11 protein-coding genes are annotated in these 14,986 nt (G+C 61.9%); 7 read left to right on the top strand and 4 right to left on the bottom strand.

All coding sequences use genetic code 11. The annotated features are described in order from the left end of the window. Positions 1–31 precede the first annotated feature (31 nt). The 4 genes from U9J39_RS24525 to U9J39_RS24540 form a co-directional block, all read right to left on the bottom strand. Complete coding sequence (locus tag U9J39_RS24525; RefSeq protein WP_326348318.1) at positions 32–1,021, bottom strand: threonine/serine dehydratase; 990 nt, start codon at positions 1,019–1,021, stop codon at positions 32–34. A 44-nt stretch (positions 1,022–1,065) separates the two neighbouring features. After that, positions 1,066–2,055, bottom strand: a complete 990-nt coding sequence (locus U9J39_RS24530) for an ornithine cyclodeaminase family protein (RefSeq protein WP_326348319.1) — start codon at positions 2,053–2,055, stop codon at positions 1,066–1,068. A gap of 37 nt (positions 2,056–2,092) precedes the next feature. Continuing rightward, complete coding sequence (locus tag U9J39_RS24535) at positions 2,093–3,202, bottom strand: tartrate dehydrogenase (protein ID WP_326348320.1); 1,110 nt, start codon at positions 3,200–3,202, stop codon at positions 2,093–2,095. 211 nt (positions 3,203–3,413) lie between these two features. After that, entirely contained in the window at positions 3,414–5,531 is a 2,118-nt protein-coding gene (locus tag U9J39_RS24540; protein WP_326348321.1) for a TonB-dependent siderophore receptor, read from the bottom strand. A gap of 381 nt (positions 5,532–5,912) precedes the next feature. Here U9J39_RS24540 and U9J39_RS24545 point away from each other — a divergent pair, with 381 nt between their 5' ends. From U9J39_RS24545 to U9J39_RS24575, 7 genes are all read left to right on the top strand, one after another. Next, entirely contained in the window at positions 5,913–7,094 is a 1,182-nt protein-coding gene (locus U9J39_RS24545) for an amidohydrolase (RefSeq protein WP_115709208.1), read from the top strand. Positions 7,095–7,135: 41 nt separating this feature from the next. Continuing rightward, positions 7,136–8,557 (top strand): aspartate ammonia-lyase, encoded by a 1,422-nt coding sequence (locus U9J39_RS24550; RefSeq protein WP_115709210.1) that lies wholly within the window; start codon positions 7,136–7,138, stop codon positions 8,555–8,557. A gap of 313 nt (positions 8,558–8,870) precedes the next feature. Then, positions 8,871–9,536 carry a haloacid dehalogenase type II gene (locus U9J39_RS24555; RefSeq protein ID WP_115709211.1) on the top strand — a complete coding sequence of 222 codons (666 nt, stop codon included), beginning with the start codon at positions 8,871–8,873 and terminating at the stop codon, positions 9,534–9,536. A 30-nt stretch (positions 9,537–9,566) separates the two neighbouring features. Further along, positions 9,567–10,856 (top strand): NAD(P)/FAD-dependent oxidoreductase, encoded by a 1,290-nt coding sequence (locus tag U9J39_RS24560; protein WP_326348323.1) that lies wholly within the window; start codon positions 9,567–9,569, stop codon positions 10,854–10,856. A 70-nt stretch (positions 10,857–10,926) separates the two neighbouring features. Then, complete coding sequence (locus U9J39_RS24565; RefSeq protein WP_326348324.1) at positions 10,927–12,546, top strand: ABC transporter substrate-binding protein; 1,620 nt, start codon at positions 10,927–10,929, stop codon at positions 12,544–12,546. A gap of 127 nt (positions 12,547–12,673) precedes the next feature. Next, positions 12,674–13,603 carry a 2-hydroxyacid dehydrogenase gene (locus U9J39_RS24570; RefSeq protein ID WP_115709217.1) on the top strand — a complete coding sequence of 310 codons (930 nt, stop codon included), beginning with the start codon at positions 12,674–12,676 and terminating at the stop codon, positions 13,601–13,603. 256 nt (positions 13,604–13,859) lie between these two features. Beyond that, positions 13,860–14,975 (top strand): porin, encoded by a 1,116-nt coding sequence (locus tag U9J39_RS24575; protein ID WP_115709219.1) that lies wholly within the window; start codon positions 13,860–13,862, stop codon positions 14,973–14,975. The last annotated feature ends 11 nt before the right edge of the window (positions 14,976–14,986 follow it).

Genomic DNA, 14,986 nt, shown 5'->3' on the forward strand with positions numbered 1-14,986 from the left:
CTCCCTCGCGGCGATGAGACCGCGCCTGCTATCAACGGATGGCATTATTTTCGTCGGCAACCTTGTAGATCTCGGCCAGGTCGCATAGGTCCCAGTTTCCGCCAGTCAGAACCGCGCACACTTTCTCGTGTGGCTTGACTTTGATGTTGCCGGCGAGCAAGGCGCCGATACCAATCGAGGCGGCGGGCTCGGCAATCAATTTTGCATCATTGGCAAGCATGCGCATGCCAGTGACGATATGTTCGTCTTCCACCAGAACGATCTCGTCCACGTATTTTTCAATAATTGGATATGGATTCTGGCCGGGCACACTTATCCTTAATCCGTCGGCAATGGTATTTTTCAAGGGCAGCGATGTGCGTTCCTTATTCTTGCGACTGTGGAAGTACTTTGGTGTCAGGGCAGGCTCTACCCCTATGACGCGCACCGAGGGGGCGGTTTCCTTGATGGCGGTAGCGATTCCTGAAATAAGTCCGCCGCCACCGACGGGAACAATCACCGTGTCTACCTGTTCCAGATCCTCCAGTATTTCACAACCGATGGTGCCCTGGCCAGCCATTACCAAGGGGTCCTCAAACGCATGGACAACTGCATAGCTGTGTGCCTCGGCGATTTCACGCACCCGCTTCCAGCGCGCGGCGGTATCGCCATCGTAAAGAATGACTTCGGCGCCCAGGGATTTTGTATTGGCAATCTTGATCCTGGGGGTGGTGATCGGGAGCACCAATACTGCTTTGACGCCAAGCATCTTGGCGGCGTACGCCAGTCCCTGAGCATGATTGCCGGAGGACGTGGCGATAATGCCGTTAGCTATCTCTTCCCGGGTAAGCGAAAGCGATTTATTCAGCGCGCCGCGAATCTTGAAGGCCCCGGTAATTTGCAGCATCTCCGGCTTAAGGTACATCTGGCAGCCCAAAGCTCGCTCCATCTTTTCCGCGCGCAGTAATGGCGTATGCCTGATGTAGGGCTTCAGCCGTGCCTGCGCGTCTCGGATGTCTTGGATCGTCGGGTAGTCGAGCATGTGCTTTATCACTTTTTCGGGGCCGTCGGTTCTTTGGCGGCTAGTCAAAGAAATTCAAAGAATGTGCCGATCTTGCTTGCCATTGCATTGTGATAAATCTTGGTCGCGGTAGTATTGTCCTGTATGGCCATGCCGGTGGAGTCGAAAATCGTGATCTCGTCTTCGTGTTCTCTTCCTGGTTTTATGCCAAGCAAGATCTCGCCAATTTCAGCGTGGATGTCATCCTTGCTTATGAGGTTCTTGTTTATCGGGTGCCAGGTCTCGCCTTTTTCCGTGCATTGGCTGATTGAGTCATTCACGATTTTTGCGTTCTTGAATATCTCTGGCTCGAGTTCTTGCTTGCCTTGCTGATCGGTGCCAATCGCAACAATGTGGGTGCCTGGCTGCACCCAGGCGGCTTCCACCAGGGATCCTTTCCCGCGGGTCGTGGTGATCAGAATATCAGCTTGTTCAACTGCTTCTTTCTTGGAAGCTGCCATCATGACAGGAATGCCAAACTCGCTTTCGATATCATCTTTGTATTTTGAAAGCGTGTCCGCATTGCTGTCCCAGGCATGGATCACTTCAATCTTCATGATCTCCCTGATTGCCCGGATCTGCATCCTGGCCTGATGCCCGGTACCGATGGAGGTGATTTTTTTCGCGTTCTTTCTTGCCAGTGCTTTCACCGAAACCGCGCCGGACGCGCCAGTTCTGAGGCCGGTGATCAGGCTTCCGTCCATCACGCAGATCAAGGCACAGCTCTGCGCATCGAATAGCACGATGGTTCCCATTCCGCTGGGAACCCGGTGAGACTCGGGATTATTAATGAACCCTCCGGAAGATGCCTTCATGGAGATCATTTCATTGGCCTTGCAGTAGCCGAGCTTGAAATCAATTTCGCCGCGCGGTGGCGGGAGATGAATGCCGATATAGCCGGGTTGAACCACCTGGTTACTGTTGAAGGCTTTGTATGCCTCTTCCACAGTAGCTATGACTTCCCTCATGCTGATCAGGCTGCGTACTTGCGCTTTATTAAGCAATAGGGTCTTCATGAATATCATCTCCATGCATTTTGAGTGCATGCCATTGCTATGCTTGCCCGCCCGGACTGATGTGTTCCACGACGCTGGCAATGGCTTCGCCCATCTCGGTGGTCGAAGCGTCACCGCCCAGGTCTGCCGTGCGCGGACCGTGAATCAGTACGTGCTGGATAGCGGTAAGAATCGCGTCATGCGCCTTTCTTCCGGCGTCGTTGTCGGTATCGAGGAAGTCGAGCATCATGGCACCTGACCAGATCATGCCGATGGGGTTGGCAATGTTCTTGCCATAGATATCGGGGGCCGAGCCGTGCACCGGCTCAAACAGCGAAGGGAAGGTGCGCTCGGGATTCAGGTTGGCCGAAGGCGCGAGTCCCAGCGTACCGGTGCAGGCCGGGCCCAGGTCTGACAGGATGTCGCCAAACAGGTTGGATGCCACCACCACATCGAAGCGCTGCGGCTGCAACACGAAGCGGGCGCACAGGATGTCGATGTGCTGCTTTTCCCAGCCGACATCCGGATACTCGTCCGCGATGGCGGATGCCCGGTGGTCCCACCATGGCATGCTGATGGCAATGCCGTTGCTCTTGGTCGCCACGGTAACGCGCTTGCGCTGCCGCTGCCGCGCCAGGTCGAAGGCGAAGCGCAGCGCGCGGTCGGTCCCATGCCGTGAAAAAATCGACTGCTGCAGCACGACTTCGCGTTCGGTGCCTTCGTACATCACGCCACCGACCGACGAGTATTCGCCCTCGGTATTCTCGCGCACGATGATCGTGTCGATATCGCCCGGCTTTCTGCCGGCCAGTGGGCACGGCACGCCTTCGAACAGGCGGGCGGGGCGCAGGTTGATGTACTGGTCGAACTCGCGGCGGAACTTCAGCAGCGAGCCCCACAAGGAGATGTGGTCCGGCACGATATCGGGCCAGCCCACGGCACCGAAGTAGATGGCATCCATGCCCGCCAGTTGCGCTTTCCAGTCATCCGGCAGCATCTTTCCGGTGGCTGCGTAGTAATCACAGCTTGCCCACTCGACATGGGTGAAGTTCAGGCCGATGCCAAAGCGGCTAGCGGCGGCACGGAGCACGCGCAAGCCTTCCGGCATGACCTCCTTGCCAATGCCATCGCCCGGGATCACCGCGATATTAAAAGTCTGGGTCGTCATGACGATTCCTGTGAAGTAACGAGGTTGCGCCATGGCCGCCACCAGAGACGCGAGTAGTGTCCCAAATTGTAGTGGCCGCATTTCGGCGGGAGGTTGCGTATGCCGGGTGCGCGACAGAAGGAAATCCCGTATTCATCGCCGTGTTCGGCACGCTGTGCGTGGGGTTGGATCCCGGCCAGCATGAGATCACATGAACGCCCTTGCTACGCAGTCAGAACCGATGCCGTAGTCCGGCGACAAACTGGCGCCCCAGCCCCGGCACGACGGCAAGGTTGCCCCACGACGCGGGATAGTAGGTTTTGTCGAACACGTTGTGAATGTCGAGGAAAAGGCGCGTGCGGCGATCAATCTGCCAGTACGTGACAAGCTTCACCGTGGCGTAGGCCGGCAGCGAGTACGTGTCGGAGGCATTTCCGGATCGATTGCCGACGTAGACAATGCCAGTGCCGATGCCATAGCGGCCGCCGAACTTCGGCATGGCATCTTCGCGGATGGCGAGCAGGCTCGCGCTGATCCTGGGGATATTGCTCAGACGGGTGCCGGGGGCGATGGTATTGTCCTCGGTGACCCTGGCGTTCACCAGCGAAAAGCTGCCGCTGATGCGCCAGTGCTGGTCCAGGTTGCCGAATGCGTCGAACTCGAGCCCGCGGCTTGCGGCCTGGCCCGTGGCGATGTTGAAGTTGGGGTTGGCAGGGCTGCGTGTCAGGACGTTGTGCTTGCGGATGTCGAAGAGCGCAAGCGTTGCCCCTAGCCGCTCGTCCCGGGACTGCCACTTCAGCCCTGCCTCTATCGAGCGGGCGTACTGCGGATCAAAGGCGTTGCCAGCCTCATCCACGCCGCTGTTCGGGCGGAAGGATTTGCCAAAGGATAAGTATGCGGAAAGCTGCGGGGTCGGGAGCCACGTCAAGCCGATCCGGGGCGACACGGCACTCTGGCTCTGGCGGGTCGATGCCGCGGTAAGAAGGTTATCCACTGACTGCTGGTAGTTGTCGAAGCGGACGCCGGCAAGCAGCTTCCAGCGCTCGTCAATCGACACCTCGTCCTGCAGATAGGCGCCGAGATTGCGCTGGTTCTCGCGCGTCGATATGCCTGGCAAGACTGCCGGCTTTGCTTGCCCGTATACGGGCTCATAGATGTCGATCGCATACGCGTTGGCTGCGAGGCTGGAGTAGGCGATATCCATGCCCATGAACAGCCGCGACGCTTCGATGCCGAGAAGCATGCGGTGGCCCAGCCCGGCCGCATGGAAGTTTCCCTCCGCCTCTGCGCGGACCGACGTGTCGCGCGAGGGTAATGTCCGCCAGCTGTTGCGACGCGTGAGCGTACGTCGATCGGCGAGCAGACTGCCAAACTCCGCGGCGTATCCCTCGAAGCCGGATTCCTTGTAGCTCGCCCCGATGCGCGTGCGCCAGGCCGCGGAAAGCTGCCGCTCGAGCGTTAGCTGATGCGTATCGCTGGAAAGATGGAGGTTTGGGTCGCTGGGCTCCTGCAGGTAGCGGTCGCGGGGAAGCGTGAGTCGGCCGTCCACATTGACGAGACCACGGTCAAGCGGTGTACGCAAGCGCATGAATTCTCCCTCGTATTGCAGCAGCGTACGGTCGTCCGGCGCCCACGTCAGTGCCGGCGCCACGAGGTATTTGTGGCCGTCGATCAGGGGGCTGCGGCTGGCGCTGTCCTCCGCCATGACATTAAGGCGATAGGCCAGCGTCTTGCCAAGGGGGCCGGTGGTATCGATGGTGGCGCGCCGGAACCCGAGCGTCCCGACACTCACTTCCGCCGCGGTCGCCGCCGTGAACCTTGGCTTCTTCGTGACAATATTGATGGTGCCGCCCGGTTCGCTGCTGCCATAAAGCGCCGCCGCGGGGCCTTTGAGGAATTCGAAGCGCTCGACCGTGGCGGCGTCGCGCATCGGGTTGTACCCACGCGAGCCGGGAAAGCCGTTGACGAGATATCCCATCTCCGTGCTGCTGAAGCCGCGGATGGCATAGTTGTCCCAGGTCCCGCCAAAGTCATTGAGGCGCGCGATGCCGCTGACATAGTCGACGGTGTCGGCAAGCCGCGTCGCACCCAGGTCATCAATGAGCTCCGAGGTAACCACGCGCACGGATTGCGGGACTTCACGCAACGGCGTGTCAGTACGCGTGGCGCCAGCGGCGTCGACCGCAAGATATCCGCTGCCGCCGGCACTGGCGCTGACACGGACTTCGGGCAGGTCTGCCGCTAGCCCCGGCGGTTCGGCAAGCGCCGCATCGGATAGCGGGAGCAGGAACAGGCCGGCATGACAGGCATGGTGTGCGAGGCGCCTGGCGCTTGAGCGAAATGATGGCATGTGCTTGGCATGAATGACTCAGGGCCAGCAATGTAGCCGCGTGGATGAGATGGATTCTCATTCACTTACTCGCTGCCCGGGAATCATGCGACTTGCCAGATTGCGTGCTACCGGCGCAAGCCGCTCGGGTCACAAAACAATCTATTCGCCCGGACGGGCAAAACGCAATGCAATGCGGTACGGCCCACTGCGATCGGCACCATCGTTAGCGAGACTGCTTTTAAGCTGGCGGCGATGCAGTTCCTCTGGCGCTGCCGCGGCTTTCACTTTCGACATCCAATAACACGGGAGCACAGCGATGGATCTTTGGGATCTCGATGTCCTGTTCAACCATTCAATGCCTCGTCAGAGACAGCCTTTCAATCGAACGGGGGCCGGCTCGTGAGGTGGAACCAGATCGCGGAACCCGTCGCCGACTTGCTGCCAGACCTGATTGCGCTGCGCCGGGACCTGCACGCCAATCCTGAACTCGGCTACGAAGAGCACCGCACGGCTGGCATCGTGGCGCAGTCGTTGCGCATGCTGGGTCTCACAGTGCATGAGGGCATCGGCGGCACGGGCGTGGTCGGCACGCTGCGCGCCGGCAATGGAAAGCGCAGCGTCGGCCTGCGCGCGGATATGGATGCATTGCCGATGGTGGAACTGGGCCGCCCACCTTATGTCAGCCACGTGCCCGGCAAGCATCACGGCTGTGGCCACGACGGCCATACCAGCATGCTCGTGGGCGCCGCGCGTCAGCTTGCGCGCAGCGGTATCGATGGCACGGTGCATTTCATTTTCCAGCCGGCAGAGGAGGGCAAGGGCGGGGCCCGCCGCATGATCGAGGAGGGCCTGTTCGAGCGCTTTCCTTGCGATAGCGTTTATGCGCTGCACAACTGGCCAGACTTGCCGCTCGGCCACGCACAGACGCTGCCTGGCGCCATCATGGCGGCGGCGGATCGATTCGATATCGTGCTGCGCGGGCGAGGCGGTCATGCGGCGCAGCCGCATCACACCGCAGACGCAATCCTGGCTGCCAGCCAACTCGTGTCGCAATTGCATACGATCGTGGCGCGTCGCATTGACCCCGCCGAATCCGCGGTGTTGTCCGTCACGCGTATCGAAGGTGGGCACAGCCATAACGTGTTACCGGCCGAAGTGCAGATCACCGGCACGGTGCGAAGCTTCGATATGGAGGCCCAGAGCCGGATCGAGACCGCGCTGCGTGCGATGGCGCACGGCGTGGCGACGGCCAGTGGCACCGAAGTCGAAGTGCATTACGACCGCTATTACCCGGCCACGGTGAACAGTCCGGAGGAAGCGGCAGTGGCCGCTGACGCGGCCCGTACCATCGGCCTGGAAGTGCGCATGGCTCCCCGGGCTGCCTTCACCTCCGAGGACTTCGCCTTCATGCTGCAGCAAAGGCCCGGCGCCTACCTCTGGCTGGGACAGGGACGGGCCGAACCCGGCCCCGATGGCGAGCGCCCCTTGCACCACCCTTGCTACGACTTCAACGACGACGCGCTGCCCCTCGGCGTGCGCTGGTTCTGCGAAGTTGCCCGGCGCGCGCTGGCGGCCGCCTGACGCGGCTAACCATTCTTATCACCCCCCCCTTCAGACTCATCATGACCACTGCAGCGGCCACTCGCCAGGAACAGGACCTACTCGGTGTGCGAGAGCTTGATCACACCTTGTACTACGGCGTGCAAACACTGCGCGCCAAGGAGAATTTCTATCTTTCCGGCCGTTGCATCGGGGAGTACCCCGACTTCATCAAGGCGCTGGCTATCGTCAAGCATGCGGCCGCCAATGCCAACCATCGGCTCGGCTTGCTGGACAGCGCCAGGCATGGCGCCATTACAAAAGCTTGCGCCGAAGTCATCGACGGAGCTTTCCATGACGCCTTTGTCGTTGACATGATCCAGGGTGGTGCCGGAACGTCGACGAACATGAACGCCAACGAGGTGCTGGCCAACCGCGCACTGGAACACCTGGGCGAGCAGAAGGGGAGTTACGGCCGGCTTCATCCAAACAACGATGTCAATTTGTCGCAATCGACCAATGACGCTTATCCGACCGCGATCCGGGTCGGATTGCTGTTGGCCCATCTGCCGCTGCTGGAGAGCCTGTGCCACCTTGCCGCAACCCTGGCCAACAAGGCGCAACAGTTTGGCGGCATCCTGAAGATGGGACGTACCCAGCTCCAGGACGCAGTTCCCATGACGCTCGGTCAGGAGTTCCAGGCGATGGCCGATACCGTGTCGGCCGACCTCGAGCAGATGCGTACGCTCATTCCCGCGACGCTGTGCGCCGTCAATCTGGGCGGTACTGCGATCGGCACCGGCATCAACGCGGACCCGCGCTATCAGGCCATTGCAATCGAAGAACTGGCGGCGCTGTCCGGGTTTCCCGTCCGCGCCGCGTCCAACCTGATTGCCGCGACTTCCGACATGGGCGACTTCGTGCTGCTATCGGGACTCGTCAAGAGGACGGCGCTCCGTCTGTCGAAAATCAGCAATGACCTGCGCCTGCTTTCCAGCGGCCCTCGGACCGGCATTGCGGAAATCAACCTGCCTGCGCGCCAGCCCGGCAGTTCGATCATGCCGGGCAAGGTCAATCCGGTTATTCCGGAAGCGATGAACCAGGTCGCTTATGAGATCGCCGGCAACGATGCCGCGCTGACCCTCGCAGCCGAAGCAGGTCAATTGCAGCTCAACGCGATGGAGCCGCTTATCGCCTACAAGCTCTATGACTCCATCCGGCTGCTGTCCCGCGCCGTGCGCATGCTGGACCGCGAATGCATCGAAGGGATTAGCGCGAACCCGGACCAATGCTCGGCGCTGGTCCACCGTTCGATCGGTATCGTGACAGCGCTGAATCCGTATATCGGGTATGAGAACGCTACGCGGATCGCACGCCTGGCGCAGGAAACCGGCCGAACCGTGGTAGAGCTGGTCCAGTCGGAACAGCTGCTCAGCAATGCGCTGCTGGCGGAGATTCTGCGGCCGGAGAATATGGTGGCTCCCCGTAGCCCATTGACGCGCTAAGCAAGGCCATGCGGAGCCGCAATTCGCCGGTTCCGCCAAGACGCATCCATTGCGCAGCTCTGGAGCCGCCTCGCCGCGATCAGCGCGGCCGGAGTGTCATGCCAAGCGTCTTTCGATGTCGCGGTGCCAGCCTGGGTCTCAGGGTTTCTCCGGAGATTGGAAGATTCGTTCGCCTGGGGTGCCAGCTTTGCAATTCGCTGCGGTGGCGCACTCCGCAACAGGGACAAATTCTGGTGCTCCGCGTCTAGCATGGAAGCCATGAATCAACCACGGTGCCGACCCCAGGCGCCCATCATGCTGAGGATCAGAAACCATGACCTTCCGACCCAAGTACGTGACTTTCGACTGCTATGGCACGCTCACGCGATTCCGCATGGGCGAGATGACGCGCGAGCTGTTCGCCGATCGGATCTCGCCCGAGCAAATGGAGCAATTCATCGCCGACTTCAGCGCCTATCGCTTCGACGAGGTGCTGGGCGACTGGCAGCCGTATGAGGTGGTGCTGAAGAACGCCGTGCGCCGCCTGTGCAAGAAGTGGAAGATCCAGTACCTGGACCACGACGGCCAGGCGTACTACGACGCCGTTCCCACCTGGGGCCCGCATGAGGATGTGCCGGCGGGCCTGGCCAAGGTGGCCAAGGAGATTCCTCTGGTGATCCTGTCGAACGCTTCGGACGACCAGATCCAGAAGAACGTGGCGAAGCTGGGCGCGCCGTTCCACCGCGTCTACACCGCGCAGCAGGCGCAGGCCTACAAGCCGCGGCTGAAGGCCTTCGAGTACATGCTGGATTCGCTGGGCTGCAATCCTGAAGACGTGCTGCACGTGTCGTCGAGCCTGCGCTACGACCTGATGTCGGCCGATGACCTCGGCATCGTCAACAAGGTCTTCGTGAATCGGGGACACGGCCCGGGCAACGCGGCTTACCGCTACACCGAGATCCAGGACATCGGCGGCCTGCCTGGCGTCGTCGGTCTCTGAAAACCCTCAGCGGTCCCTCCGTACATCACTATGAAGCTCGATTCCTATTGGAAAGATTCAGTGCCGCCGCTGGCTCTGGATGCGTACGATCTGCCGTCCCAGGTCGATGTCGCCATCGTCGGCGGCGGTTTCACCGGGCTGTCGGCGGCGCTGGCGCTGGCCAGGCGTGGCGCGAGCGTCGTGGTGCTCGAGGCGGGGCCCGCCGTTGCGCCGGAGGCTTCCGGACGCAACGGCGGACATGTCAACAATGGCCTTGCGGTTGACTACGCCGATGTTGCCGCCCGGGTCGGCACGCAGCGGGCGCGTGACTGGTACCGCGCGTACGACGAGGCGGTCGACACGGTGGCGCGCCTCATCCGCGACGAGGGCATCGCCTGCGACTTCGAGCGCAACGGCAAGCTGAAGCTCGCGACCCGTCCTTATCAGATGGAGGCGCTGCGGCGCAGCGCGGACCGGCTTATCGCCGATGGCGTGGATACCGATGTGGAAATCCTCGACGCGCACCGCGTGCGGGCCGAGGTTCAAAGCGAACGCTTCCACGGCGGCCTGCTCTACAAACGCAGCGGACAGATGCATATGGGCCGATTCGCCCAAGGCCTGGCCGTGGCCGCGCAGCGTCATGGCGCACAGATTCATATCGGCACGTGTGTACAGCGCGTCGAGCGCACGCATGGCCAGGTACACCGCCTGCACACCACGCGCGGCACGCTGCTGGCCCGGCAGGTGCTGCTCGCCACCGGCGCGAGCCGCCACGGCGGCTACGGCAGTTTTGGCTGGCTGCGCCGGCGCATCGTGCCGATCGGCAGCTTTATCGTGACCACGGAGCCGCTGGGGGCGGAGCGCGCGGCTGCACTGCTGGCCAAGCGCCGCACCTACACCACGGTGGCGAATATCCACCACTATTTCCGTCTCACGCCCGACCATCGGCTGGTCTTCGGCGGCAGGGCGCGCTTTGCCATCTCCAGTCCGCAGCAGGACGCCGCCAGCGGCGAGATCCTGCGTGCCGGCCTGGCCGAAATCTTTCCTCAGCTGGCCGATGTCCGGCTGGACTATTGCTGGGGCGGGCTGGTCGACATGACACAGGACCGCCTGCCACATGCCGGCGAGCGTGACGGTCTCTTCTATTCGATGGGCTACAGCGGCCACGGCACCCAAATGTCCGTCTACATGGGTGAGCGCATGGCCGCTGTGATGGCCGGCGATGCGAGCGCGAACCCATGGCGCGAGCGCGAATGGCCCGCCATTCCCGGCCACTTCGGCCCGCCCTGGTTCCTGCCCGCCGTTGGCCTGTACTACCAGCTCAAAGATCGGCTGGCGTAAGACACACCGACCGATCCTTCATTCAACGCGACTTGCATGCCTTTCCTAATCGATACACAGGAGTACAACCATGAGCGATAGCCGTAACCAGTTGGAAAACTTTGTCGGTCCCGGTGAAAGCCTTCGCATGATGGATGCGCTCGAGCGCGGCGCCACGCGGCGCGATGTGCTGAAGATGCTGCTGGCGGGAGGCATGCAGGCCACGCTCGCCGGCGGCCTGGCCGGCGCGGCGGTCGGCGCGCATGCGCAGACGCCCAAGCGCGGCGGGCGCATCCGCGTGGCGGTGGCCACGGCAGCCGCCTCCGATACGCTGGATCCGGCCAAGCAGTCGAACCAGAACGACTATGTGCGCTGCAATATGGTGTACAACGGGCTGACTTCGCTGGACCGGAGCCTGACGCCGCGGGCTGCGCTGGCGGAGACGTTCACCACCACCGATGCCAAGACCTGGGTCTTCACGCTGCGCAAGGGCGTGACCTTCCACGACGGCAAGGCGCTGGCGCCGGCCGACGTGGTGTACTCGATCATGCGCCACAAGGATCCGGCGACTGCGTCGAAGGCCAAGGTGCTGGCCGAGCAGATCGAGAGCGTGAAGGCCACCGGCCCGAACGAGGTCACGGTGGTGCTGAACAGTCCCAATGCCGACCTGCCGGTTATCCTGGGCACGTTCCACTTCCACATCGTCAAGGACGGCACCACCGACTTCAGCGCCGGCATCGGCACCGGGCCTTACAAGATCAAGGAGTTCAAGCCCGGCGTGCGCACGCTGGTGGTGCGCAACGACGCATACTGGAAGCCGGGCAAGCCCCACCTCGACGAGATTGAGCTCGTCGGCATTGCCGACGACAGTGCGCGGCTCAATGCGCTGTTGTCCGGCGGCATGGACCTGGTGGCGATGGTCAACCCGCGTTCTGTGTCGAGGGTGAAGGGCACCCCGGGCTACGCCATCATGACGACGCAATCCGGCCAATATTCCGACCTGATCATGCGCAAGGACGTGGGCCCGGGCACGAACCCCGATTTCATCCTGGCAATGAAGTACTTGCTGGACCGCCAGCAGATGCGGCAAACCATCGCGCTCGGTAATGCGGTGGTTGGCAACGACCAGCCCATCGATCCCACCAACCGCTTCTATTTCAAGGATCTGCCGCAGCGGCCGTTCGATCCGGAGAAGGCGAAGTTCCACCTGCGCAAGGCCGGCGTGTCTGGCAAGGTACAAGTGGTAACGTCCCCCGCAGCGCTGTATTCGGTCGAAACCGCGCTGGTGATGCAGCAAGCCGCGCAGCGTGTCGGCCTGGAGCTCGACATCAAGCGCATGCCGGCCGATGGCTACTGGTCAAACCACTGGCTCAATAGTCATGTCGGCTTTGGCAATGTGAATCCGCGGCCCAGCGCCGACACCATCTTCACGCAGTTCTTCAAATCGGATGCGCCGTGGAACGAGTCGCGCTGGAAGAGCCCGAAGTTCGACCAGTTGCTGGTTGCTGCGCGCGGTGAGACCGACTTCGCAAAGCGCAAGCAGATTTATGCCGACATGCAGACCATGGTTCACGACGAGGCCGGCATCGGCATCCCGTTGTTCCTGGCAAGCATCGACGCGCATACGACCAGGCTCAAGGGGCTTTCGCCCATCCCGCTGGGCGGTCTGATGGGCTATATGTTCGCCGAGAACGTGTGGATCGATGCCTGATCCAGATTCGGGCAGCGCCGGGTGTTTCCGGTACGGCGGCATCCGTTCCCTGTACCCCTGTGTGAAGCAGCCCGCGCTGTAGTTCCCTTTCTTGAACGACAACCGCTCGTAGACGGAGACATTCTGCATGAGCACATTCCTTTACAAGGCAGATCCGGTGCGGGGGCAGGACTGGCGCAAGGTCTTTGCGCGCGAGCGGCCCGACCTCGATTTCCGCATCTGGCCCGATGTCGGCGATCCCCAGCAGGTGCGCTACCTTGCCGCCTGGGAGCCGCCCGAGGATATCGGACAGCGCTTTCCTAACCTGCAGGTGGTGTTTTCAACGGGCGCAGGCGTTGACCAGTTCAATCTGAAGGCGATCCCGGACCATTTGCCGCTGGTGAGAATGATCGAGCCCGGTATCGTGGAAGGAATGATCGAGTACGCCGTGTTTTCGGTGCTCGCGCTTCACCGTGACATGCCGGCATATCGGCGGCGACAGGCGCAAGCAGACTGGAGGCCTATGCCGGTGCAACCGGCGCAAGCGCGGCGCGTCGGGGTACTGGGACTGGGTTCGCTGGCGCAGGCGGTGCTGGCGCGCCTGGGCTTGTTCGGCTTCGATTGCGCGGGTTGGTCACGCTCGCGCCGCAGCCTCGACGGTGTGACGTGCTACGCCGGCCAGGAGGAACTCGACGCATTCCTCGCACGTACCGATATCCTCGTGTGCCTGTTGCCGCTGACAGACGAGACGCGCGGGATGCTGGGCGCCCGGATGTTCAACAAATTGCCGCGCGGTGCCGGACTGGTGCATGTTGGCAGGGGTCAGCAACTCAACCACGCCGACCTGCTGGCCGCGCTGGAGTCGGGACAGCTTGGCGATGCCATTCTCGATGTCACGCATCCGGAGCCGCTGCCCGCGGATCATCCATTGTGGCGGCACCCCCAGGTATGGCTTACCCCCCATATTGCCAGCATGACCCGGCCCGATACCGCGGTCAGGGCGGTGCTTGACAATCTGCGCCGCCTTGAAAACGGCGAGGCTGTTATCGGACTTGTCGACCGTCAGAAGGGATACTGACCGCCAGCGAAGCGCTTCGACCCGAATATGTTTGCACAAACTATCCACCAGCGACTTCCCCGATAAAGCGAAGCGCGCGTACTTCCGGCAGGGCATAGGTGAGGAACAACAGACGGACGCCTGAACGGCGAGATCCGTGGCATTGCTGTGGCCGGCAGGAATGCGAGTTCCTGTTTGAAAAATATCGATGCAGGCTTTGCTTCGCCCCGTGCATTTCATGTCACGGGTTAATCATATAAATCGGAGGAGTTATTCAATGAAATACCGAATGTTGGCCATCGCGGCGGCATGGCTGCTGGGCCCCGTGGCATACGCCCAATCGAGCGTTACGCTTTATGGGGTCGCCGATGTGGGGCTCGAGTATCTGAATCATGCCGTAGCGTCTACTGGCACCGTCGCCGCTGGCGCAGCCGCTCACAATCTATGGGCACTGCAGTCGGGCAACCAGTCTGGCTCGCGCTGGGGCTTGCGTGGCGTCGAAGACCTGGGAGGAGGGCTGAAGAGCATTTTCCTGCTGGAAAGCGGATTCAACATCGATACCGGCACCATGGGGCAGGGCGGGCGCTTGTTTGGCCGCGGTGCCTATGTCGGCCTGCAGCACGAATGGGGCCAGGTCACCTTCGGCAGGCATACCACGCCCTTCTATGACTTTGGCGTGACCTACGACCCGATGGCCATTGCCAGCCGTTATTCCGTTGGCGCACAGGACCCGTACATGGGCGGCGCGCGCGCCGACAACTCGGTCAAGTACATGGGCAAGTTCGGCGGGCTAAGCCTGAGCGGTCTCTATAGCTTCAACAGCAGCAACCAGGAAGTCGCGGGGAATTTCACCAACGGACGTTCGTATTCGGCCTCGGCAAGTTATGCCGCCGGCCCGTTCGCCTTCGGTGCCATCTATGACCAGTCGAACCGTTCGGCAGCCACTGCACTGACGACCGACAGCCTGATCCGGCGCGCGGCAGCGGCGGCGACCTACTCGCTGGGTTCGGCCAAGTTCTATGCCGGATATCGCTATGCGCACGCGTTCAACGGCGCCGTCCTGCCGGGCGTTGCGCTGGCCAACACGGTGTCGAACCTCGCCTGGCTTGGCGCTGCCTACCAGGTTACGCCCGCACTGTCGCTGGCCGGCTCTGCCTACTACCAGAATCTGCGCGAGTCGAATGCCGGCAATCCATGGCTGTTCGTGGCGCTGGTCGACTATGCGCTATCGAAGCGAACCGACGTCTACAGCACGGTTTCGTACGCGCTGAACCGCGGCAAGTCGAACCTCGGCGTGAATGGGTTCAATGACCAACTGGGCGTCAGCAGCGAAGCCGTGCGCCCCGGTGCCAACCAGTTTGGCGCCGTGGTTGGCATTCGCCACAAGTTCTGAACCTGCCGCGA

This window comes from Cupriavidus sp. SS-3, from assembly GCF_035818815.1.
Taxonomy (GTDB): domain Bacteria; phylum Pseudomonadota; class Gammaproteobacteria; order Burkholderiales; family Burkholderiaceae; genus Cupriavidus; species Cupriavidus taiwanensis_C.

Bases quoted from the DNA above. Each gene is read 5' to 3' on its own strand.
- U9J39_RS24525 (WP_326348318.1), bottom strand. From the start codon at position 1,021: ATGCTCGACTACCCGACGATCCAAGACATCCGAGACGCGCAGGCACGG.
- U9J39_RS24535 (WP_326348320.1), bottom strand. From the start codon at position 3,202: ATGACGACCCAGACTTTTAATATCGCGGTGATCCCGGGCGATGGCATT.
- U9J39_RS24555 (WP_115709211.1), top strand. From the start codon at position 8,871: ATGACCTTCCGACCCAAGTACGTGACTTTCGACTGCTATGGCACGCTC.
- U9J39_RS24550 (WP_115709210.1), top strand. From the start codon at position 7,136: ATGACCACTGCAGCGGCCACTCGCCAGGAACAGGACCTACTCGGTGTG.
- U9J39_RS24575 (WP_115709219.1), top strand. From the start codon at position 13,860: ATGAAATACCGAATGTTGGCCATCGCGGCGGCATGGCTGCTGGGCCCC.
- U9J39_RS24565 (WP_326348324.1), top strand. From the start codon at position 10,927: ATGAGCGATAGCCGTAACCAGTTGGAAAACTTTGTCGGTCCCGGTGAA.
- U9J39_RS24530 (WP_326348319.1), bottom strand. From the start codon at position 2,055: ATGAAGACCCTATTGCTTAATAAAGCGCAAGTACGCAGCCTGATCAGC.
- U9J39_RS24560 (WP_326348323.1), top strand. From the start codon at position 9,567: ATGAAGCTCGATTCCTATTGGAAAGATTCAGTGCCGCCGCTGGCTCTG.
- U9J39_RS24540 (WP_326348321.1), bottom strand. From the start codon at position 5,531: ATGCCATCATTTCGCTCAAGCGCCAGGCGCCTCGCACACCATGCCTGT.
- U9J39_RS24570 (WP_115709217.1), top strand. From the start codon at position 12,674: ATGAGCACATTCCTTTACAAGGCAGATCCGGTGCGGGGGCAGGACTGG.